The organism is Serratia proteamaculans, from assembly GCF_004684015.1.
Lineage (GTDB): Bacteria > Pseudomonadota > Gammaproteobacteria > Enterobacterales > Enterobacteriaceae > Serratia > Serratia proteamaculans_F.
The window spans coordinates 231,367-251,292 of the sequence record NZ_SRIA01000010.1 but is presented as its reverse complement, the minus strand read 5'-3'; the positions used below and the strand labels follow the sequence as shown (position 1 = coordinate 251,292).

Below are 19,926 nucleotides of genomic sequence, written 5' to 3'. Positions count from 1 at the left end.
TATCCGGTTGAATTACCGAATACGTTAAAACGTCACAGTTAATTAAAATATTAACACCCAACATATTAACCGCTATTAATTTAACTTTATTCTATCCCTTTAATTTCGGATCCAGCGCGTCACGCAGCCCGTCGCCCAGCAGGTTGAACGCCAGCACGGTGATAAATATTGCCAGGCTGGGGAAAATCGCCACGTGCGGTGCCATCACCATATCCGCCCGTGCCTCATTGAGCATCGCGCCCCATTCCGGCGTCGGTGGCTGTGCACCCAAACCGAGGAATGACAGGCTGGCGGCGGTAATGATCGAGGTGCCGATACGCAGAGTAAAATACACCACAATCGACGAAATCGTCCCCGGCAGAATATGCCGCAGGATAATGGTCCAGTCGGAGGCCCCAATGCTGCGCGCCGACTCAATATAGGTCAGGTGCTTCAATACCAGCGTATTGCCGCGCACCAGTCTGGCAAACGCAGGAATGCTGAAAATCGCCACCGCGATGATCACGTTGGACATACCGCTGCCCATAATCGCCACCACACCAATCGCCAATAAAATACCGGGAAAGGCAAACAGCACGTCACAGATGCGCATGGTAATACGGTCCCACCAGCCTTCGTAATAACCGGCCAACAGGCCCAGCAGCGTGCCGATAAGCCCACCGACCAGCACCGAGAACACCCCGGCAGCCAGCGAAATACGGGCGCCCATCAAAATGCGGCTGAAAATATCTCGCCCAAGGGAATCTACCCCCAGCCAGTGCACCAGCGAAGGGCCTTCGTTCAGGCGGTCATAATCAAAGTAGTTTTCCGCGTCAAACGGCACCAGGTAAGGTGCCAACAGCGCGGCGACCACCAGCAACAGCACCAACAGCCCGGCCACCAGCGCCACCCGTTGTTGGCGGAAGCGCCGCCAGAACTCATGCCACGGTGTGCGCACCGCGTTAGGGTTGATTATCGGCATCGCCTTGAATGCGGCGTTGCGTCGCCAATGCTTAATCATCCAACGCCCTCATTTGTAGCGTATCGCCGGGTTAATTGCCGCATACAGCAGATCCACCAACAGGTTAATCAGAATAAACTCCAGCGAGAACAGTAAAACCTCGGCCTGGATCACTGGATAGTCGCGCATCTCCACCGAGTCGACCAGTAGCCTGCCCAGCCCTGGCCAGTTGAATACCTTTTCCACCACGATCGAGCCGCCGAGCAAAAAGCCGAACTGTAGCCCCATCATGGTGACCACCGGGATCATCGCATTGCGCAAACCATGCTTCACCACCACCAGGGTTTCCGGCACGCCCTTGGCACGCGCGGTACGCATATAATCTTCCTGTAGAACCTCAACGAACGAAGCGCGGGTAAAACGCGCCATGACCGCCGCCACCGCTGCACCCAGCGTAATGGAAGGAAGAATGTAATGCCGCCAGCTGTCGGCCCCCACCGTCGGCAGCCAACCCAGATTGACCGAGAAAACCTGCATCAGCAGCATGCCCAGTGCAAAAGCGGGGAATGAGATGCCGGAGACCGCCAGCGCCATACCGAGGCGATCCGGCCAGCGATTACGCCAGACGGCGGACAGCATGCCGATGCCCATTCCGAAGAATGTCGCCCATAACATGCTGGTCAACGTCAGCCACAGGGTCGGCAGAAAGCGCGAGCTAATCTCTTCGCTCACCGGCCGCTTGGAGACCATCGAGGTGCCAAAATCGCCCTGCAGCGCATTGACAAAAAAGTGCACGAACTGCTGCGGCAACGGCTTATCAAGCCCCAGATCCTTGCGCACCAGTTGCACCACCGCTTCGTCTGCCTCCGGCCCCGCCGCCAACCGTGCCGGATCGCCGGGCAGCAGATGGACAAACAGAAACACCAGTACCGCGACAATCAACAGCGTCGGGATCAGGCCCAGCAGCCGTTTTAGAAAATAATTAAGCATCTCGGGTGAGTCCCCTCACCCCGCCCTCATCGAGAGCGGGGATTGGCGCCTTATTTAAGGTCGGCATTATCAAAGTTGAACGAGGTATCCGGCATCACATAGAAACCGCTCAGCTGTTTGTTATTGGCCGACAGCAAACGTTCGGTCGCCAGGAAGATCCACGGCGCATCAGCCCAGATACGATCCTGCGCGTCCTGATACAACTTCTGCTTTTCGGCGCGATCGGTGGTCGCCAGCGCATCGGTCAGATCCTTATCCACCTGCGGGTTACTGTAAAACGCGGTGTTGAACTGCTTGGGAGGGGCCGCCTGGGTAGAGAACAGCGGCGACAGCGCCCAGTCCGCCTCGCCGGTCGACGCGGACCAGCCGGTATAGAACATGCGCACGCCGGTGTCTTTCACCCCAACGCTTTCTACCTGTGCCGCACGCTGACCGGCGTCCATCGCGGTCACCTTCACATTCACCCCAACCTGCGCCAGCTGCTGCTGGGCAAACTGCAGCACTTTCTGCGCGGTACTGTGGTTATGGGACGACCACAAAGTGGTAGTGAAACCGTTCGGATAACCGGCCTCCTTCAGCAATTCACGTGCCTTGGCCGGATCGTAAGGCCAGGGTTTGTAACGGGTAGCAAAATCAATCGCCGGCGGCACTGGGCCTTCTGCCGGTACCGCATAGCCGGAGAACGCCACCTTGATCAGCGCATCCTTGTTGATGGCGTAGTTCAGCGCCTGGCGTACTTTCAGGTTATCAAACGGCTTCTGGGTGACATTTAGGCTGATATAGCGTTGCAGAATCGACGGCGCGGCCACCAGGTCAAGCTTGGCATTGCCTTCCAGCACCTTGGCCTGCTCATAAGGGATCGGGAAGGCAAAAGTGGCCTCGCCGGTCTGCAGCATCGCCGCACGGGTATTGTTGTCGACAATCGGGCGCCAGGTGATGCTGTCGAGCTTCGGTAGCCCCGGCTTCCAATAGCCGTCAAACTTCTTCACCTTGACGAAATCGGTCTGGTTCCAGGTCACGAACTGATAAGGGCCGGTGCCCACCGGATGGAAACCAATCTCTTTGCCGTACTGCTTCAGCGCCGCCGGGGAAATGATCACCGCCGCCGGGTGCGCCAGATTGTTGATAAACGCCGAGAATGGCGCTTTCAGCACGATTTTCACCGTTGTGGCATCCACCACGTCGGTTTTGTCGATCATCTTGAACAGGTTGTAGCGCTTGAGATGGTTGTCCGGGTTGCTGGCACGATCCAGGTTCACCTTCACCGCTTCGGCGTTAAAATCGGTGCCGTCATGAAATTTCACCCCCGGATGCAGTTTGACGGTGTAAGTCAGACCATCCGGACTCACCTCATAGCTGTCTGCCAGCACGTTCACCAGCTTCATGTCCTTGTCGAAACCGAACAGGCCCTGATAGAAGGATTTGGCCACCGCCTGCGACAGCGTGTCGTTGGCATCATAGGGGTCAAGCGTGGTGAAGTTGGACGCGACGGCGATCACCGCATCTTTCGCCGCCCAGGCCGGGCCTGCGCCCATTGCCGCCAACAGCACAACGGCCGCCAATGCCTTACGTTTGAATGTGTGCTTCATGGTGCTGCATCTCCTGAGGTCATTAAAAGGCACCGGCGATCGGATGACGGGCAACAAAGTGCCCGGGGCCAACCTGCACCAGCGGTGCGGTAACGGGTTCATCACCCAGCGCGCGAGTCGGGCTGGGAATTTCATCAACCAGCAGCGGCTGGCGTTTATGCGCATGGGCCGGATCGGCCACCGGTACGGCCGCCATCAGTTTGCGGGTGTAGGCATGCTGCGGGTTATCAAACACCGCGCGGCGCGGGCCAATTTCGACAATCTGCCCGAGGTACATCACCGCAACGCGATGGCTGATGCGTTCCACCACCGCCATATCATGGGAAATAAACAGAAAGGCAATGCCAAACTCGCGCTGTAAATCGAGCAGCAGATTGACGATTTGCGCCTGAATCGACACGTCGAGCGCCGACACCGATTCGTCGGCGATCACCACTTTAGGATTGAGTGCCAGCGCACGCGCAATGCAGATCCGCTGCCGCTGACCGCCCGAAAACTCGTGCGGGTAACGGCGAGCATGTTCCGGTTTCAGCCCAACACGTTCCAGCAGCCAGGCCACGCGCTCTTGCGCTGCCTTGCCCCGCGCCACGTTATGCACCAGCAAGGGTTCCATAATCGAAAAGCCGACGGTCAGGCGCGGGTCGAGCGAGGCATAAGGATCCTGGAAGATAAACTGAATATCCCGCCGCAGGTGCTGCAACGCCGGGCCTTTCAACTGATTAATCTGGCGGCCGTCAAAAGTAATGGTGCCGCGCTGGCTGTCCACCAGCTTGAGCAAGGAGCGGCCAGTGGTGGACTTGCCGCAGCCGGACTCCCCCACCAGCCCCAACGTTTCGCCGGGATAGAGGTCAAAACTGACGTTTTCCACCGCGTGCACCCGGCGGGTAACCCGGTTGAGAATACCGCTGCGCAGATCAAAACGCGTGACCAGATTCTCCACCCGCAGGATCGGCGCAGCACCGGGCGGTACGGTATCTTGCGGCCCGCCATTGTCTGCACCGTTTGGCAATGGGAATTTGGCCGGAAAGTCTTGGGTCGCCATCGAACCGAGCTTCGGGACCGCGGCCAGCAATGCCTGGGTATAGGGCTGTTGCGGGGCAGCAAATAGCTCGCGCACCGGCCCTTGCTCCACCAATTCCCCCTGACGCATCACCAATACCCGGTCGGCAATTTCCGCCACCACGCCCATGTCGTGGGTGATGAAAATCACCCCCATCTGCATTTCCTGCTGCAGCACGCGGATGAGCTGCAGGATCTGCGCCTGAATAGTGACGTCCAATGCGGTAGTAGGTTCGTCGGCAATCAATAATGCCGGCTTGCAAGACAGCGCCATGGCGATCATCACTCGCTGGCGCATGCCGCCAGAAAGCTGATGCGGATAGCGGTTAAGCACGTCTTTGGCTTCGGGAATGCGCACCAAATCGAGCATCTGCAAGGCGGCCTGTTTGGCGGCCCGATGGTCCATCGCCTGATGCAGGCGCAGGGATTCGGCAATCTGCTCGCCCACCGGAAACACCGGGTTCAGCGAGGTCATCGGCTCCTGAAAGATCATCGCCATATCGGCACCGCGCACCCTGCGTAGCGTGCCCTGAGGTGCGCGAGCCAAATCGAGCACCTCGCCGTTTCGCCGACGCAATGGCATGCTGCCGCTGACGATGTTGCCACCGCCCTGTTCGACCAGCCGCATCAATGCCAGAGAGGTGACAGACTTGCCCGAGCCGGATTCACCGACGATCGCCAGCGTTTCACCGCGATCGACATCAAATGACAGGTTACGTACCGCATCCAGGGTATCGCCCTGTTGCTGAAACTGGACGCTGAGATCGCGCACCGACAGTACGCGCTGCGGCGGTAGCCACAACCCCGACTCGGCCGTGGGCGGCATTAAGGTCTCGGTCATGTACCCTCCTGGTGAACGGTTAGCGATATACCCGTCATCTCTCAAGTTGCAGCGTTGTTATCTGCGCTCGCTCACCCCAGTTACTTACTAAAGTAAGCGCCTGGGGATGAGCGAGCTGGCCGCCTAGCTGCAACTTGAAAGCTATAGGGTATAAATCCCTACGGACGGCGCATCGCCGACATAACCAAAACCGCGGTACATCCCTTCACTGTTAAACGGCAGCGCCACGTTGCCCTGGCTGTCGATGGCAATCATGCCGCCGCTGCCGCCCATCGCCGGCAGTTTTTCCATCACCACCCGGTCGCTGGCCTGCTGCAGGCTGAGACCGGCGTACTCCATCAGCGCAGAAACGTCATAGGCCGACACGCCACGCATGAATATTTCGCCGGTACCGGTGCTGGACACCGCCACCGTGGCATTGTTGGCATAACAACCGGCGCCGATGATCGGGGTATCCCCCACCCGACCGGCTTGTTTATTGGTCATGCCACCGGTCGAGGTCGCCGCCGCCAAATTGCCCAAGGCGTCCAGCGCTACCGCGCCGACAGTGCCGAACTTCCTGTCGGGATCGATCGGCTCAGTGCCATCGTGATCGAGCAATACTCGCCCCTGCTCCGCCTGGGCGCGGTGCAATTGGTCAAAACGTAATTGGGTAAAGAAGAAATCGGGGGCGACCATTTCCAGTCCATGGGCGGCGGCGAATTTCTCCGCCCCTTCACCGGCGAACAGCACATGCTGGCTATTTTCCAGCACCGCACGTGCGGCCAGTATCGGGTTGCGTATCCGGCTGACCCCCGCCACCGCACCGGCATCACAGGTGCGCCCGTCCATCACGCAGGCGTCCAGCTCATGGGTACCCTGATGAGTAAACACCGAGCCTTTGCCGGCATTAAACAACGGGCACTCCTCCAGCAAGCGCACGGCTTCGGTCACCGCATCCAATGCATTGCCGCCCTGGGCCAGGATCTGCTGACCTGCGGCAACAATGCCGGATAACGCCTGGATATACTCCTGTTCCTTTTCCGCACTCAGCGCCGAGCGGGTAATTGCGCCCGCGCCGCCATGAATGGCAATCACTGGTTTGCTCATCTGCCTGACACCCTGTGTTAATCCCGCACCGTTCACGGGCTGGTAATTAATTATTTTTTCTTTTCCCGACTATATTTAGCCCTGCATTCTATGTAAAGCATTAAGTCAACGCTCAGCATTCAGCGTAGTCCGCTTAGATTATTTCGCACATTGAAATAGCTTAATGGAATAAAAACAGCAAGTTATAACAGTGCAAGAAAGCCATAAATAACGGTTGGGATTTTTGGTAAAAGCAGCGAGGAGATAGACAACTATTATCCTGAGAAATAACCGATAGCTCTGAATATTTAACCGTCACAGGTTCAACCTGCTGTTTTTTAGCAGGCTGAACGCAGATGATAATATTTAGAAACCGGAACCCGGCAGCAACAGAAATGCCTCTTCTTCCGGGGTTGAGACGCGGCCTAATATCGCATTACGGTGCGGGTAGCGGCCAAAACGGTCAATAATGGCCTTATGCCGCAGTTCGAACTCCAACTGGTCACCATTATCCAACTCGGTATACAACGCCAGCGCCTGCTGATGGATCAGCGCCGATTCCGAGTGCATAAACGGCAAATAGAGAAAACCCCGTTGTTCCTTGCTGAGTTGCTCACATTGCCCGCTGCGGATCGCTTCTTGTGCCAACACCAGCGCCATGCAATCGCTGGCAAATGAACGCGGCGTGCCACGGAACAGGTTGCGGCTGAACTGGTCGAGCACAATCACCTCCGCCAGACGCCCCTCAATGGTTTCTCGCCAGTGCGCCAATTCCCCGGCGGCGGCGGCCTGCCAGATCTGGCCAAAGCGCGTATGCAGCAGGCGATCGAAATCATCATCCTTTTTGAACCACAAAGCCGGTTCGATCTCGTCAAACCAAAAGTCTAATACCTGTCTGTGCATCACTGCCTCCTGTTGTTTACATCAGCATAGCATCCTTCATAATACCCCCACATTGCCGCTATTTATCGCGCACCCTGATTACGGAGTTCCCCCGATGGATCATTGCCATACTTCCGATCTCATTTCCCTGGAGCAGGCACTGGAGAAGATGCTCAGCCAGCTCTCCCCCCTGCAGCAGACCGAATCCATTGCCCTGACCGCCGCCGCAGGCCGCATTACCGCCGCCCCGGTCATTTCGCCGATTGACGTACCGCCGTTTGCCAATTCGGCTATGGACGGTTATGCCGTGCGCCTGGCGGATTTGCAAGCCAACGCGCCGTTGCCGGTGGCGGGCAAAGCCTTTGCCGGTGCGCCGTTTGATGGCGACTGGCCGGCCAATACCTGCGTACGCATTATGACCGGCGCTCCTGTCCCTGTAGGCGCCGAAGCGGTGATCATGCAGGAACAGGCCGATGTAAGTGATGCAGGCGTGCGCTTTACGGCCGAAGTACAAGCCGGGCAAAATATTCGTCTGGCAGGGGAAGATATTCGCCAGGGCGCAGGCGTGTTGCCCGCAGGCGTCAGGCTGGGTGCCGCGCAATTGCCGCTGCTGGCCTCGCTCGGCGTGGCCGAAGTCCAGGTGATGCGCAAACTGAAAGGCGCGGTGTTCTCTACCGGCGACGAGTTACAACCGGTCGGCCAGCCGTTACAGGCAGGGCAAATCTACGATACCAATCGCTTTGCGGTGCGCCTGATGCTGGAACAGCTGGGCTGCGAGGTGATAGACCTCGGCATTATCCGCGACAATCAGGAAGCGCTGCGCACCGCTTTCGAGCAGGCGGACAGTCAGGCCGATGTGGTGATCAGCAGCGGTGGCGTTTCGGTCGGTGAAGCCGACTACACCAAGCAGATGCTCGATGAACTGGGTGAAGTCAGCTTCTGGAAGCTGGCGATCAAACCGGGCAAGCCCTTTGCCTTCGGTAAATTAAAGCACGCCTGGTTCTGCGGCCTGCCGGGCAACCCGGTTTCTGCCGCCCTGACCTTCTACCAACTGGTGCAACCGTTACTGGCAAAACTGGCCGGTCACAGCGACTGGCAGTTGCCAGCGCGTCTGCAAGCACGCGCCTTGACGCCGTTGAAGAAAGCGCCGGGCCGTCTCGATTTCCAGCGTGGGGTATTTAGCAGTAACGCCCAGGGCGAGTTGGAAGTGAGCAGCACCGGTCATCAGGGCTCGCACGTGTTCAGTTCATTCAGCCAGGGCAACTGTTTTATCGTACTGGAGCGCGATCGCGGCTCGGTGGCGGTGGGTGAAAAAGTGGAAATTGAACCCTTTAACGCCCTGCTGAGGAGCTAAGCATGCTGCCGGAATTAACCGATGCCGAAGCATTGCGCTATAACCGCCAGATTATTCTGCGCGGTTTCGACTTCGACGGTCAGGAAAAGCTGAAAGCCGCACGGGTGCTGATTGTCGGCCTGGGCGGTTTGGGTTGCGCCGCCGCGCCCTATTTGGCTGCGGCAGGGGTGGGTCATCTGACACTGGTTGATTTCGACACCGTTTCACTCTCCAACCTGCAACGCCAGATCCTGCACCGCGACGCGCGCATTGGCATGGCGAAGGTCGAATCGGCGCGTAGCGAACTGAGCGCCATCAACCCGCATAGCCATATTGATGCCGTTGACGGGCAACTGGACGATGAACAGATGGCGGCACAGATTGCCGCCAGCGATCTGGTGCTGGACTGTACCGACAACGTGGCAACACGCGATCTACTCAATCGCCTGTGCCATGCGCAGCGCAAACCACTGGTGTCCGGCGCGGCGATCCGTATGGAGGGGCAACTGAGCGTCTTCACCTATCAACCCGGCGAGCCTTGTTATCACTGCCTGAGCCGGTTATTCGGCGACAATGCGCTGACCTGCGTCGAAGCCGGGGTAATGGCACCGCTGGTGGGCACCATCGGCACTCTGCAGGCCATGGAGGCCATCAAACTGCTGACGCAATACGGCCAACCGCTCACCGGCAAACTGCTGATGTTTGATGCGATGACCATGCAGTTCCGTGAGATGAAGCTGCCGAAGGATCCGCAGTGCGAGGTGTGTGGCGGGGAATAGCAGACACAAAAAAGGCGGGAATATTCACTCCCGCCTTCGATTATCACTGGGCGCCGCATGCAGCGCCCCTACCGGATAGTTAGACGATACCCTGGCTACGCAGATAGTCTTCGTAGTTGCCGGTAAAGTCGATGACCTTGGTCGGTGTCATTTCCAGAACACGGGTCGCCAGCGAGCTGACGAACTCACGGTCGTGGGAAACGAAGATCAGGGTGCCTTCGTACATTTCCAACGCCATGTTCAGCGACTCGATGGATTCCATATCCAGGTGGTTGGTCGGTTCATCCATAATCAGGATGTTAGGGCGCTGCATCATCAGCTTGCCGAACAACATGCGGCCCTTCTCACCACCCGACAACACCTTCACTTTCTTCTTGATGTCGTCCTGGCTGAACAGCAAACGCCCCAGCACGCTACGCACTGCCTGCTCGTCGTCTTTTTCCTGCTTCCACTGGCTCATCCAGTCGAATACCGTCAGAGTGTCATCGAACTCGTATTCGTGATCCTGCGCGTAGTAACCGATCTTGGCGTTTTCAGACCATTTCACGCTGCCACTGTCCGGTTGTGCATCACCAACCAGGGTTTTCAGCAAGGTAGACTTACCGACACCGTTCGGGCCCAGCACCGCCACTTTCTCGCCCACTTCAACCATCAGGTTGAGTTTGCTGAACAGGGGACCGTTGTCGAAGCCTTTGGTCAGTGCTTCCACTTCCAGTGCGTTACGGAACAGTTTTTTGTCCTGATCGAAACGGATGAACGGGTTCTGACGGCTTGAAGCCTTCACTTCTTCCAGCTGGATTTTGTCTATCTGGCGGGCACGTGAGGTCGCCTGTTTGGATTTGGAGGCGTTGGCGCTGAAGCGACTGACGAACGACTGCAGTTCGTTAATCTGTGCCTTCTTCTTGGCGTTATCCGCCATCAGACGTTCACGCGATTGCGTGGCCGCCGTCATGTATTCGTCGTAGTTACCCGGATACACGCGCAGTTCGCCGTAGTCCAGATCCGCCATGTGAGTACACACCATGTTCAGGAAGTGACGGTCGTGCGAAATGATAACCATGGTGCTGTTACGCTCGTTCAGCACCTGCTCCAGCCAGCGAATGGTATCGATGTCCAGGTTGTTGGTGGGTTCGTCGAGCAGCAGGATTTCCGGATCGGAGAACAGTGCCTGCGCCAGCAACACGCGCAGTTTGAAGCCCGGCGCGATTTCGCTCATCGGGCCATAATGCTGTTCTACCGGGATGCCAACACCGAGCAGCAGCTCGCCGGCACGCGCTTCGGCGGTGTAACCGTCCATTTCGCCGTAAGCCACTTCCAGATCGGCCACTTTATAGCCGTCTTCTTCGCTCATTTCGGCCATAGCGTAAATACGGTCACGCTCTTCTTTCACTGCCCACAGTTCATGGTGGCCCATGATAACGGTGTCCAGCACGCTGTATTGCTCAAAAGCAAACTGATCCTGACGCAGTTTACCCAGACGCTCGTTCGGATCGAGGAACACGTTGCCGCCGCTCGGTACCAGATCGCCGCCCAGGATTTTCATAAAGGTGGATTTGCCGCAGCCGTTGGCCCCGATCAAACCATAGCGGTTACCGCCACCAAATTTTACAGAGATGTTTTCAAACAGCGGCTTACTGCCAAACTGCATAGTAATGTTGTTAGTGCTTAACACAGCGCTCGCTCTTCATATCATTAGGAATGTGATTTGGCGCGCATTATGCCATAACGGGGATAAGAGATCGCGGGAAGTTTTGGTGACAATTTGAGCAATGGTGCGGTGGCAGAAAAAGCCAGACAGTGCCCGGTGTCTTGAGGCCGGAGGCAGTAAATCCCCTCCGGTGGATTGAGGGGGAATAAATACGCTCACCAGCAGCCATGTTTTAAGATATTGAAATAAACCTCTTTAAAGTTTTCTGTCCTTAAAACATCCCCTTTCAATACCGAAACCTGTTTATCCCACTCTTGGGCAAAATCGGCTTTGCCGTCGTTGTTATTGAGCTTTTTTAAGCCACAGGCGGCATAAAGTTTGGCTTCTGGCGTGGCCTGCGGATTTTTGGCAATACGCAAGAAAATGGCTCCCGCATCCTGATAGGTTAGGATTTTTATTAACTCGGTTTCGCCAACGCTGCCGATGCCAACAAACCCATTCATTCCCAAAGAGAAATTGTTAACCCTGGATAAAACATTTTCTGTCTCTTCACTGCTTTGCTCAGCGGCGTAGCCGTGGAGGGAACAGAAAGAAACAACAAGCAAAGTCATAGCGCGCAAGATCATTTTCATAAAAGTCTCCCTATTCAACCGGTTTTATACCGGGTTGGAATGTGCCGACATCCAATCCTGCTGATGTAAAACCGCCACAAACGCCTGCGATGCCGCGCTGCGGTAAGCACTCTTACGTTGCAGCAATACCGCCCGGCGCGCCGGCAGGGCTGCGACAAGCTCCACCGAACGCAACTGCGGATCCGCCAGGGCAATCGCCGCCGGTAAAATGGTGGCCAGCTGACCACGGCGCACAATCTCGAGGATAGCACCAATCGCATTGGCCTCTACCGCCACCAGCGGGCAGATGCTCTGTTGACGACAATAACCATCGATGAACTGACGGGTAGCAAAATCTTCGCTCAGCAAAGCCAGGGGTTGCCGTTCAAGCTCCTGCGCCGCCAAAGGGTGTTGCCGCTGGGCCAAAAGATGATCTGCGCCAACCACCATATTCAACGATTCACTAAACAGGTCTGTGGCCTCAATGTCTACCGACTGCGCCTGACCGAAAGCAATGCCCAAATCCAGCCGGTCCTCTGCCAGCAACGCCTCGATTCTGTCCTGCGTCATTTCTTGAATACTTAGCGATATCCCCGGATAACGCCGATAAAAGGCATCGACAACCGGGCCAACCAGATAGGCACTAAAAGTCGGCGTCATTGCCAACCGCAGATTGCCGCGCTCCAGCGTCGCCACGTCATGGATCGCCCGCGCACCTTCGTCCAGATCCTGCAACGCCAGGCGGGCATAGCGCATCCAGGCTGCACCGGCATCGGTCAGGCGCACGGTACGGCCACTGCGATCCAACAGCGGCGTACCCAGCGTCTCCTCCAGCTGTTTGATTTGCTGTGACAGCGTGGGCTGCGAGACGTGCAGCACTTCGGCAGCGCGGGTGAAATTGCCCTGCTCGGCAACGGCCAGAAAATAACGAATATGTCGCAACAGCATAGCGCCTCTACTATTAGTAATTCCTATGGCAATCATTATAAATGGGTCTTAGACCCTATAGCCAGAGCGGCGCAAGATACGTCCATCGCTTAACAGCACCCAGATGGAGACAGTATGAAAGAGGTTATTGAAGGCTTTTTGAAGTTCCAGCGCGAGGCGTTTGTCGAACGCTCGGCACTGTTCCAGCGGCTGGCGACCCAGCAGAGCCCGCGCACCCTGTTTATCTCTTGTTCCGACAGCCGCCTGGTACCAGAACTGATTACCCAGCGCGAACCGGGCGACCTGTTCGTGATCCGCAATGCCGGCAATATCGTGCCTTCGTTCGGCCCGGAACCCGGTGGCGTATCCGCCTCGGTGGAATATGCCGTCGCCGCGCTCGGGGTTGAAGATATCGTGATCTGCGGGCATTCCGACTGTGGCGCAATGACCGCCATCGCCACCTGCCAGTGCCTGGAACATATGCCGACCGTGGCTAACTGGCTGCGCTATGCCGACTCCGCCAAGGCGGTCAATCAGGCTTATCAGCATGCATCAGAAAGTGAGAAAGTCAGTTCGATGGTGCGTGAGAACGTCATCGCACAGTTGAACAATATCAAGACCCACCCGTCGGTGGCATTGGCGCTTGAACAAGGGCGATTAAAGCTGCACGGGTGGGTATATGACATCGCCAGCGGCAGCATTGAAGCGCTGGATGGCGAAACCCGCCGTTTTATTCCGTTGGCCACGAATCCTGAAGTCACGGCAACCCCTGCCGTAGCACGCTTTTAATTTCATTATTAAGGAAACAATATGACTCAGTCACTGCACTACTCATCCCCGCGCGAAACCCTGACCGACACCATTATGATGGCCAAGATCCGCAAAAACCTGACCTTCGAAGCGATTAACCAGGGCACCGGTTTAAGCCTGGCGTTCGTCACCGCCGCCCTGCTGGGCCAGCATCCGCTGCCGGAACAGGCCGCCCGCGTGGTGGCTGAGAAGTTGGATCTGGATGAAGACGCCATTCACTTGTTACAGACCATCCCGCTACGCGGCAGCATTCCCGGCGGCGTGCCGACCGATCCGACCATTTATCGCTTCTACGAAATGGTGCAGATCTACGGAACCACGCTGAAAGCCCTGGTGCATGAGCAGTTTGGCGACGGCATTATCAGCGCGATTAACTTCAAGCTGGATATCAAAAAAGTGCCGGACCCAGACGGTGGCGAACGCGCGGTAATCACCCTCAACGGTAAATATCTGCCGACCAAGCCTTTCTAGTCTTCCCGCAGTTTGAGCCTCAGTACCAAGCCCTGATAGCCCGTGTAAAAGCGGGCTTAACCCGCGTGATAGCCACGGCTGTCCTGCGGCGCCTGTTCCCGCTGATCCAGGCCATAGTCACGCACCACTTCCGCCACCCGCAGGCGATACTGTGCCAACACGTCATGGCGGCCACGCTTTTGGGCGGCGCGGTGTTGCTCGATATTGCGCCACTGCTGCACCGCCGCCTCATCACGCCAAAAAGACAGCGACAATAACCGCTGCGGATCGGCCAGGCTTTGGAAACGCTCAATGGAAATAAACCCGTCGATCTCTGCCAACAGCGGCTTCAATTCAGCCGCCAACTCAAGATAGGTTTCTCGCTGGCCGTCGGCGGCCTGCAATTCAAAAATTACCGCAATCATAGTGAGCTCCTGTCAGAAGTAAATTCAGGTACACGTGCATTTTGCGAAGCCCGCCAACGGGCGTTGTGCAGCAGTTGCAGATCAAGACCCAATGCTGATAAACGCTGAATGCCACACCGCGCGATAATTCTCGCCCAATCCGCCCCCGGGCAGCGATGTACACCCTCACCAAAAGCAAAGCTTTCGGCCCCCGTACACAACAAGACCAAAACGCTCTGCCCAGCCAATATCGGGCATCCCGCCACCTGCGTATCTCGTAGCGCAAAACGGCGGGAATTCTGAATCGATGGCGTGTCAGACAAGACTTTATCAATCAATTGCTGCGCGCTTTCCGCATGGTTGCGCATCAGCAGCAAAGCCTGGCCGATTAAGCCGGCTGTGCCTTCACACGCCTGAAACATCAAGCCAATGGCATTGGCGATTGCCACCTGACGATCAAGACCTTGCATCGCGCATGAATGCTGCAAACTCAGCCATAACGGGCCACTACAACCCTCAATACGTGCCGTTAAACGCTCCGCGGCCAGGATCCCTCTTGCCACCTGCTGCTCACTGCCACCAGGCGCAATGCAGCGGGAAAAATCCAGAATATCATCGACTAACTCCGACCACTCATCCGCAGGAACACCCAGCAGTGAAGCGATAACACACACCGGCAGAGCATAGTTAAAACGGGTGATCTTATTGGCGTCAGTCGGTGCCAAAGGCATCAATTCTTGCGCTACGGCCAATGCGCTGTTCTCGATCCGAGCTGCATCAAAAGCAGCTAACGTCTGCAGGACAGCCGCTTTGAGTTTGAGATGTTGTTCACCATCCTGCATGCGTACCAGAGCACCAAAAATAGGCTGTGCAGGCGTATTCAACAACACAGCAGGAATAGGTTCATGTGCTGGGCGCACCCCAAAATCGCTACTGTGCAAAATCTCACGGACAGCCGCCGGGGAAGCCGCGACCCAACACGGCAAACTCGGCTGAAACGCCATCGGCATCATCTGCAAATAATCAGCGAGCGGGTCGTCAGCGGTGACGGCTGCGATAGCGCGGGTATAAGGACAAACTGTCATGATGCTCTCCATCAAGCCAAGCCGGTGTGAAAGCACATCCTAACGCTGGCACTACAGTCATACTTCGTCTAACCTCGAAGTATGGATAACATCGATATTGAAGATCGCCTGACGGCGCTGACCGCCGCCATTGCCGACCGTACGCGGGCACGCATGTTGTGCCTGCTGATGGATGGCCGTGCCTATACCGCCACCGAACTGAGCGCGGTGGTGGACGTAGCCGCCTCGACCGCCAGCGGGCATTTGGCACGCCTGCAAGAACAACGGTTGATCGTCTGCGTCAAACAAGGGCGCTATCGCTATTTCCGCCTGACCGGCCCGGAGGTAGCCGCCGCGCTGGAAACGCTGATGGCGCTGGCCGGGGTCGAAACACCGGTGGTGAAAAGCAGTACTCCGACTTCACTGCAATTCGCCCGTACCTGTTATGACCATATGGCCGGAGAGATCGCGGTAAAACTGCATGACCGCCTGCACCAGCTTGCCTGGCTGGAAGGCGAAGAAGACTACCAGTTGACTGACACTGGCCGCGCCGCCTTAACCCGGTTAGGCATCGATTGTTCTGCGGCGCGTTCAAGGCGGCGTTTCGCCTGCGGCTGTCTGGACTGGAGCGAACGCAAGGCCCATCTCGGCGGCGCACTGGGTGCCGCGGTGCTCAATGCCTTTATCGATCGCGGTTGGATCAGGCGCCAGCTTGAAAGCCGTGAATTGCAGCTCACCGCCGCCGGTAAAAAAGCGCTGACAGCACATTTTGGTCTCACACTTTAACCCTGCGCCGCGTTAGTTTTGCTGCAATACTCACTAGGCAAACCGTCAACCCGAGGACTCGTCATGCTCGACCAAACCCAATTCCCGATTGTCAAACGCTGGCCTGCGCAGCACCCGGAAAGGCTGCAGCTTTACTCTCTGCCTACGCCAAACGGGGTCAAGGTCTCTATCATGCTGGAAGAAATCGGTCTGGCTTATGAGCCACACCTGATCGATATCGGCAACAACGAAACCTGGACGCCCGAATTTCTGTCACTGAACCCGAACGGCAAGATCCCCTCGATCATCGATCCTAACGGCCCGGGCGGTAAGCCGCTGGCGCTGTTTGAATCCGGCGCTATCCTGCTGTATCTGGCGGAAAAAAGCGGCAAGTTCCTGCCGCAGGATCCCGCTCTGCGCTACGAAACCATCCAGTGGGTGTTTTTCCAGATGGCGGCGGTAGGCCCGATGTTCGGTCAGCTCGGCTTCTTCCACAAATTCGCCGGTCGCGAATATGAGGATAAACGCCCGCTGGAACGTTATAAAAATGAATCCAAACGCCTGCTCGGCGTGCTGGAAACCCGGCTTGAAGGCCGTGACTGGATCATGGGGCAGGATTACAGCATCGCCGACATTTCATTGCTGGGCTGGGTCCGTAACCTGATTGGCTTTTACGAAGCGCGTGAGTTGGTCGAGTTCGACAGCTTCCCGCTGGTGGGACAATGGCTGGAGCGCGGTCTGGCCCGCCCGGCAGTACAACGCGGCCTGAATATTCCGGCCCGCAGCGAATAATGGGTAAACTGGGATAGCCACCCGGCTATCCTTTTTTCCCCTGAGTATTCAAGCGATGAATCAGGGAGATATTTATAAACAACAGGCAACTGCTATATTGAAGAACACTTTCGCTTTTGAGAAGGACTCTTCATGGCGTTATTCCGCTTGTTTATGCTAATCAGTTCATTGCTTGTTGCGACTTCTGCCCTGGCGGCTTCCCCGATACAACTCAACTTTGATTCTGGCTGTGATTTCAGTCAGTTAAGTATTAAGCTCAAAGACTCGCTGAATCCCGGCTTGGTGCAGCTAAACGTCGAGCTGCAACCGCAGGCAGCACAGCGGCTGGCGGCAATCACTACCCGCGACAACTTCGGCAAAACATTCATCACAGTGATCAACGGTATTCAGGTAAATAGCGCCACGCTACGCAATGAGTTAAAGGTTACCGCGCTCAGCATTTCGACCGATGGCCCCACAGCACAAAAGCTGTTTCCCAGCCTGTTGAAAAACCAGTGTGAGCCGGCCAAAAAATAAGGATCTGCTTTTGAATTTGATTACCCTGCCCTTGACCACCGAACGTCTGCGACTGCGCCGCTTTACGCCTGCCGATTTCGATACTTATGCGGATTATCATCGCTTGCCGGAGGTCTATCGTTATCTGTACGCCCCCACACCGGACGATGCGCAGTTGGCCTCCCTGTTTACCCAGGCAATGGCTTCGCGCTTCAGTGAGGACGGCGACATTCTTTATTGTGCCGTTACCTTGAAAGACGGCGGGAAACTGATCGGTGAAGTGTTGCTGAAACTGGCCAATGGCGCAGCATTACAAGGGGAGATTGGCTACATCTTCAACCCGGCTTACGCCGGAAAGGGCTATGCCGCGGAAGCCGTAAAATCGGTCCTGGATCGCGGGTTTGCCGAATCGGGTTTTCACCGCATATTTGCCCGCCTTGATGCCGCCAACCAGGGTTCAATTGGCGTGGTCGAACGCCTGGGAATGCGTAAAGAGGCGCACCTGCGGCAAAACGATCGTTTCAACGGCGAATGGGGCGACGAATTGATTTATGCCCTGCTGAATGAAGAGTGGCGTCAAACCCGGTAACGAGAAACCGTTTAGGCATCAGCCAGCATCTTGGCCGCCATTTGCTTATAACTCGCCACCAGAGCACGGCCCTCATCAGGATCGGTACTCACCGCCAGTCGCATCGTCGCCTCCCCCAAATGCATCAACAGGAAAGCGGCGCTTTCCACCGCCGTCGGGTCTGACTGCGGCCGTAACCGGCGTATGGCCGTCGCCAGCAATGCCCCGTTCAACCGGCTTTCTGCCACTTCTTCTTCACGCAGCGTTTTGTTGGCCTGGGTCGCCGCCCAGATATCTCGCATCACCGGCTCAGCCATAAACAAGGCGTAATATTCGTCAATCAGGCAGTTAAAAGCCTCGATCAACTGCGGTAACGTCTGCACCTGAATCAAGCCTTGCTCGATGCATTCACGCGCCTCCTGGTTATAGCGTTGCGCCAGCACGCGCACGATAGCGCTTTTATCCGGGAAGTACTGGTACAGCGCGCCAATCGAAATGCCGGCATTTTGCGCCACTTCGCTCATACGCATCGCGTCACTGCCCTGCTGGGCTATCAGCGCAGTTGCGCAGTCCAGGATCAGCTTCACCTTCTCACGGCTACGCGTCTGGCTGGGTTTACGCCGCAGGGCGGCAATATTTTTTTGCTTATCATTCATCATGCATCGTCCTTTGAACAAAAACCGCCTTGACAATAATACGAGGGTTTATCATATTTACAAAACATGAGTAACACTCACATTTGGAGCGGCACTATGAACAGCAACGAAAAGGGTTCACCTATTCTGGTTTTAGGCGCTACGGGAAAAACCGGTAGCCGTGTGGCAGCACGTTTGCAACAGCAGGGCATACCGGTACGGGCCGGACATCGTAGTGCCGCCATTCCTTTCGACTGGCAGGACAGCACCACCTGGCAACCTGCCTTGCAGGATGTGGAAAAAGTTTATCTCAGCTTTCAACCCGACCTGGCAGTACCGGGCGCCACCGAAATCGTTGAGCGTTTTTGCCGGCAGGCGGTCACTGGCGGCGTGCAAAAAATAGTGTTACTCAGTGGACGCGGCGAAGACGAGGCCCGTCAGGCGGAAGAGGTGGTTGAACGCAGTGGGGCAGACTGGACGATATTGCGCGCCAGTTGGTTTATGCAAAACTTCAGCGAGAGTTTTATTCTTGATGAATTACTGAACGGCGCAGTCTATTTGCCACCGGGCGAGATCCCCGAACCTTTTATTGATGCGGAAGATATTGCCGATGTTGCGGTTGCCGCCCTCACCCAACCCGGCCACAGCAATACCCATTATGAATTGACCGGCCCGCGTCTGATGACCTTTGAACAGGCCATTGGCGAGATTACCGCCGCCACTGGGCGTGAGATCCACTATCAGCAGGTGCCGGTAGCCGATTACGTCGGATACCTGCGCGAGGCACAGCTGCCGGCGGAAATGGTCACGCTGCTAGAGTATCTGTTCAGCACCGTGCTGGACGGACGCAACGCGTCATTGACCAATGATGTCCAGCGTGGCCTCGGGCGTGCACCGCGCGATTTCAGCACTTACATTGCCGACACCCTCCCCAGCGGAGTTTGGCAAGCGCGTTGATCGATTAATGGTCGCCCTGCACGGCGGCCATTTTCTTTTTGTTACTGAATGCCGATTGTCATTATTCCATAAATATTGTGTGATAACGGAATATCGTTTAATTCAGCGGCAATTAAACCCTGCAAATATAGCGGTTATATTTAAATAAAAATAACAAATGAATTATTCCTGCCTTTAATCCGCTTTTTTTAATTACAAAAGTAGTTTTTAACAATATTGCAAACAATAATATCCCCTCAGTAACCAGAGTTGAACAATCTGTCCCCAGGCAGCCTGTAATAATCCACTTTTCGTTAAAAAAATGATTAACAAAAAGACA

21 protein-coding genes are annotated in these 19,926 nt (G+C 56.2%); 9 read left to right on the top strand and 12 right to left on the bottom strand.

The window, feature by feature from the left end; translation table 11 throughout:
- Window positions 1–91 precede the first annotated feature (91 nt).
- From gsiD to E5C26_RS07845, 6 genes are all read right to left on the bottom strand, one after another.
- Window positions 92–1,000 (bottom strand): glutathione ABC transporter permease GsiD, encoded by a 909-nt coding sequence (gene gsiD / locus E5C26_RS07870; RefSeq protein ID WP_206194245.1) that lies wholly within the window; start codon window positions 998–1,000, stop codon window positions 92–94.
- A gap of 9 nt (window positions 1,001–1,009) precedes the next feature.
- Window positions 1,010–1,930 carry a glutathione ABC transporter permease GsiC gene (gene gsiC / locus E5C26_RS07865; RefSeq protein WP_135315793.1) on the bottom strand — a complete coding sequence of 307 codons (921 nt, stop codon included), beginning with the start codon at window positions 1,928–1,930 and terminating at the stop codon, window positions 1,010–1,012.
- Between the two features lie 50 nt (window positions 1,931–1,980).
- The gene (gene gsiB / locus E5C26_RS07860) at window positions 1,981–3,519 is read right to left on the bottom strand and encodes a glutathione ABC transporter substrate-binding protein GsiB (protein ID WP_135315792.1); all 1,539 of its coding nucleotides are present in this window, start codon (window positions 3,517–3,519) and stop codon (window positions 1,981–1,983) included.
- Between the two features lie 22 nt (window positions 3,520–3,541).
- Complete coding sequence (locus tag E5C26_RS07855; protein WP_135315791.1) at window positions 3,542–5,419, bottom strand: dipeptide ABC transporter ATP-binding protein; 1,878 nt, start codon at window positions 5,417–5,419, stop codon at window positions 3,542–3,544.
- Between the two features lie 141 nt (window positions 5,420–5,560).
- Window positions 5,561–6,508: an isoaspartyl peptidase/L-asparaginase family protein gene (locus E5C26_RS07850; RefSeq protein WP_135315790.1), complete on the bottom strand. Its 948-nt coding sequence runs from the start codon at window positions 6,506–6,508 to the stop codon at window positions 5,561–5,563.
- Between the two features lie 345 nt (window positions 6,509–6,853).
- Window positions 6,854–7,390 carry a DUF924 family protein gene (locus E5C26_RS07845; protein ID WP_135315789.1) on the bottom strand — a complete coding sequence of 179 codons (537 nt, stop codon included), beginning with the start codon at window positions 7,388–7,390 and terminating at the stop codon, window positions 6,854–6,856.
- 94 nt (window positions 7,391–7,484) lie between these two features.
- On the opposite strand from E5C26_RS07845, the gene moeA reads away from it, so the two are divergent.
- A complete protein-coding gene (gene moeA, locus E5C26_RS07840) occupies window positions 7,485–8,723 on the top strand; it encodes a molybdopterin molybdotransferase MoeA (protein WP_135315788.1) in 1,239 nt (412 codons plus the stop codon).
- Between the two features lie 2 nt (window positions 8,724–8,725).
- Entirely contained in the window at window positions 8,726–9,481 is a 756-nt protein-coding gene (moeB, locus tag E5C26_RS07835; RefSeq protein WP_135315787.1) for a molybdopterin-synthase adenylyltransferase MoeB, read from the top strand.
- A gap of 79 nt (window positions 9,482–9,560) precedes the next feature.
- On the opposite strand, the gene E5C26_RS07830 is transcribed toward moeB, so the two are convergent.
- From E5C26_RS07830 to cynR, 3 genes are all read right to left on the bottom strand, one after another.
- Window positions 9,561–11,153: an ABC-F family ATPase gene (locus tag E5C26_RS07830; RefSeq protein WP_026142274.1), complete on the bottom strand. Its 1,593-nt coding sequence runs from the start codon at window positions 11,151–11,153 to the stop codon at window positions 9,561–9,563.
- A gap of 191 nt (window positions 11,154–11,344) precedes the next feature.
- Entirely contained in the window at window positions 11,345–11,761 is a 417-nt protein-coding gene (mchS3, locus tag E5C26_RS07825) for an MchS3 family protein (protein ID WP_135315786.1), read from the bottom strand.
- A 24-nt stretch (window positions 11,762–11,785) separates the two neighbouring features.
- Window positions 11,786–12,688 carry a transcriptional regulator CynR gene (gene cynR, locus E5C26_RS07820; protein WP_135315785.1) on the bottom strand — a complete coding sequence of 301 codons (903 nt, stop codon included), beginning with the start codon at window positions 12,686–12,688 and terminating at the stop codon, window positions 11,786–11,788.
- A 114-nt stretch (window positions 12,689–12,802) separates the two neighbouring features.
- Here cynR and E5C26_RS07815 point away from each other — a divergent pair, with 114 nt between their 5' ends.
- Together E5C26_RS07815 and cynS are read left to right on the top strand one after the other, a co-directional pair.
- Window positions 12,803–13,456, top strand: a complete 654-nt coding sequence (locus E5C26_RS07815) for a carbonic anhydrase (RefSeq protein WP_135315784.1) — start codon at window positions 12,803–12,805, stop codon at window positions 13,454–13,456.
- A gap of 21 nt (window positions 13,457–13,477) precedes the next feature.
- Window positions 13,478–13,948, top strand: a complete 471-nt coding sequence (cynS, locus tag E5C26_RS07810; protein ID WP_135315783.1) for a cyanase — start codon at window positions 13,478–13,480, stop codon at window positions 13,946–13,948.
- A 56-nt stretch (window positions 13,949–14,004) separates the two neighbouring features.
- Here the strand turns inward: cynS and E5C26_RS07805 are convergent, their stop codons facing one another.
- Window positions 14,005–14,352 carry an antibiotic biosynthesis monooxygenase family protein gene (locus E5C26_RS07805; RefSeq protein WP_135315782.1) on the bottom strand — a complete coding sequence of 116 codons (348 nt, stop codon included), beginning with the start codon at window positions 14,350–14,352 and terminating at the stop codon, window positions 14,005–14,007.
- Window positions 14,349–15,416, bottom strand: a complete 1,068-nt coding sequence (locus E5C26_RS07800) for a cytochrome P450 (protein WP_135315781.1) — start codon at window positions 15,414–15,416, stop codon at window positions 14,349–14,351. Before E5C26_RS07800 ends, E5C26_RS07805 begins: the two co-directional genes overlap by 4 nt.
- A gap of 81 nt (window positions 15,417–15,497) precedes the next feature.
- Here E5C26_RS07800 and E5C26_RS07795 point away from each other — a divergent pair, with 81 nt between their 5' ends.
- The 4 genes from E5C26_RS07795 (at window position 15,498) to E5C26_RS07780 (ending at window position 18,036) form a co-directional block, all read left to right on the top strand.
- The gene (locus tag E5C26_RS07795; protein ID WP_135315780.1) at window positions 15,498–16,181 is read left to right on the top strand and encodes an ArsR/SmtB family transcription factor; all 684 of its coding nucleotides are present in this window, start codon (window positions 15,498–15,500) and stop codon (window positions 16,179–16,181) included.
- A gap of 63 nt (window positions 16,182–16,244) precedes the next feature.
- The gene (locus tag E5C26_RS07790) at window positions 16,245–16,952 is read left to right on the top strand and encodes a glutathione S-transferase N-terminal domain-containing protein (protein ID WP_135315779.1); all 708 of its coding nucleotides are present in this window, start codon (window positions 16,245–16,247) and stop codon (window positions 16,950–16,952) included.
- Between the two features lie 132 nt (window positions 16,953–17,084).
- Window positions 17,085–17,468 (top strand): hypothetical protein, encoded by a 384-nt coding sequence (locus tag E5C26_RS07785; RefSeq protein WP_135315778.1) that lies wholly within the window; start codon window positions 17,085–17,087, stop codon window positions 17,466–17,468.
- A 10-nt stretch (window positions 17,469–17,478) separates the two neighbouring features.
- On the top strand, window positions 17,479–18,036 hold the full coding sequence (locus tag E5C26_RS07780; protein WP_135315777.1) for a GNAT family N-acetyltransferase: 558 nt from the start codon (window positions 17,479–17,481) through the stop codon (window positions 18,034–18,036).
- An 11-nt stretch (window positions 18,037–18,047) separates the two neighbouring features.
- Here E5C26_RS07780 and E5C26_RS07775 read toward each other — a convergent pair whose 3' ends face one another.
- On the bottom strand, window positions 18,048–18,674 hold the full coding sequence (locus tag E5C26_RS07775; RefSeq protein WP_240775923.1) for a TetR/AcrR family transcriptional regulator: 627 nt from the start codon (window positions 18,672–18,674) through the stop codon (window positions 18,048–18,050).
- Window positions 18,675–18,767: 93 nt separating this feature from the next.
- Between E5C26_RS07775 and E5C26_RS07770 the strand changes: the two genes are divergently transcribed.
- Window positions 18,768–19,607, top strand: a complete 840-nt coding sequence (locus E5C26_RS07770; RefSeq protein WP_135315776.1) for an NmrA family NAD(P)-binding protein — start codon at window positions 18,768–18,770, stop codon at window positions 19,605–19,607.
- Window positions 19,608–19,926: the final 319 nt, after the last annotated feature.

What these genes read in the sequence shown, in the direction of transcription:
- gsiD (WP_206194245.1), bottom strand. Translation starts at nt 1,000, where the DNA reads ATGATTAAGCATTGGCGACGCAACGCCGCATTCAAGGCGATGCCGATA.
- gsiC (WP_135315793.1), bottom strand. Translation starts at nt 1,930, where the DNA reads ATGCTTAATTATTTTCTAAAACGGCTGCTGGGCCTGATCCCGACGCTG.
- gsiB (WP_135315792.1), bottom strand. Translation starts at nt 3,519, where the DNA reads ATGAAGCACACATTCAAACGTAAGGCATTGGCGGCCGTTGTGCTGTTG.
- E5C26_RS07855 (WP_135315791.1), bottom strand. Translation starts at nt 5,419, where the DNA reads ATGACCGAGACCTTAATGCCGCCCACGGCCGAGTCGGGGTTGTGGCTA.
- E5C26_RS07850 (WP_135315790.1), bottom strand. Translation starts at nt 6,508, where the DNA reads ATGAGCAAACCAGTGATTGCCATTCATGGCGGCGCGGGCGCAATTACC.
- E5C26_RS07845 (WP_135315789.1), bottom strand. Translation starts at nt 7,390, where the DNA reads ATGCACAGACAGGTATTAGACTTTTGGTTTGACGAGATCGAACCGGCT.
- moeA (WP_135315788.1), top strand. Translation starts at nt 7,485, where the DNA reads ATGGATCATTGCCATACTTCCGATCTCATTTCCCTGGAGCAGGCACTG.
- moeB (WP_135315787.1), top strand. Translation starts at nt 8,726, where the DNA reads ATGCTGCCGGAATTAACCGATGCCGAAGCATTGCGCTATAACCGCCAG.
- mchS3 (WP_135315786.1), bottom strand. Translation starts at nt 11,761, where the DNA reads ATGAAAATGATCTTGCGCGCTATGACTTTGCTTGTTGTTTCTTTCTGT.
- cynR (WP_135315785.1), bottom strand. Translation starts at nt 12,688, where the DNA reads ATGCTGTTGCGACATATTCGTTATTTTCTGGCCGTTGCCGAGCAGGGC.
- E5C26_RS07815 (WP_135315784.1), top strand. Translation starts at nt 12,803, where the DNA reads ATGAAAGAGGTTATTGAAGGCTTTTTGAAGTTCCAGCGCGAGGCGTTT.
- cynS (WP_135315783.1), top strand. Translation starts at nt 13,478, where the DNA reads ATGACTCAGTCACTGCACTACTCATCCCCGCGCGAAACCCTGACCGAC.
- E5C26_RS07805 (WP_135315782.1), bottom strand. Translation starts at nt 14,352, where the DNA reads ATGATTGCGGTAATTTTTGAATTGCAGGCCGCCGACGGCCAGCGAGAA.
- E5C26_RS07800 (WP_135315781.1), bottom strand. Translation starts at nt 15,416, where the DNA reads ATGACAGTTTGTCCTTATACCCGCGCTATCGCAGCCGTCACCGCTGAC.
- E5C26_RS07795 (WP_135315780.1), top strand. Translation starts at nt 15,498, where the DNA reads ATGGATAACATCGATATTGAAGATCGCCTGACGGCGCTGACCGCCGCC.
- E5C26_RS07790 (WP_135315779.1), top strand. Translation starts at nt 16,245, where the DNA reads ATGCTCGACCAAACCCAATTCCCGATTGTCAAACGCTGGCCTGCGCAG.
- E5C26_RS07785 (WP_135315778.1), top strand. Translation starts at nt 17,085, where the DNA reads ATGGCGTTATTCCGCTTGTTTATGCTAATCAGTTCATTGCTTGTTGCG.
- E5C26_RS07775 (WP_240775923.1), bottom strand. Translation starts at nt 18,674, where the DNA reads ATGATGAATGATAAGCAAAAAAATATTGCCGCCCTGCGGCGTAAACCC.
- E5C26_RS07770 (WP_135315776.1), top strand. Translation starts at nt 18,768, where the DNA reads ATGAACAGCAACGAAAAGGGTTCACCTATTCTGGTTTTAGGCGCTACG.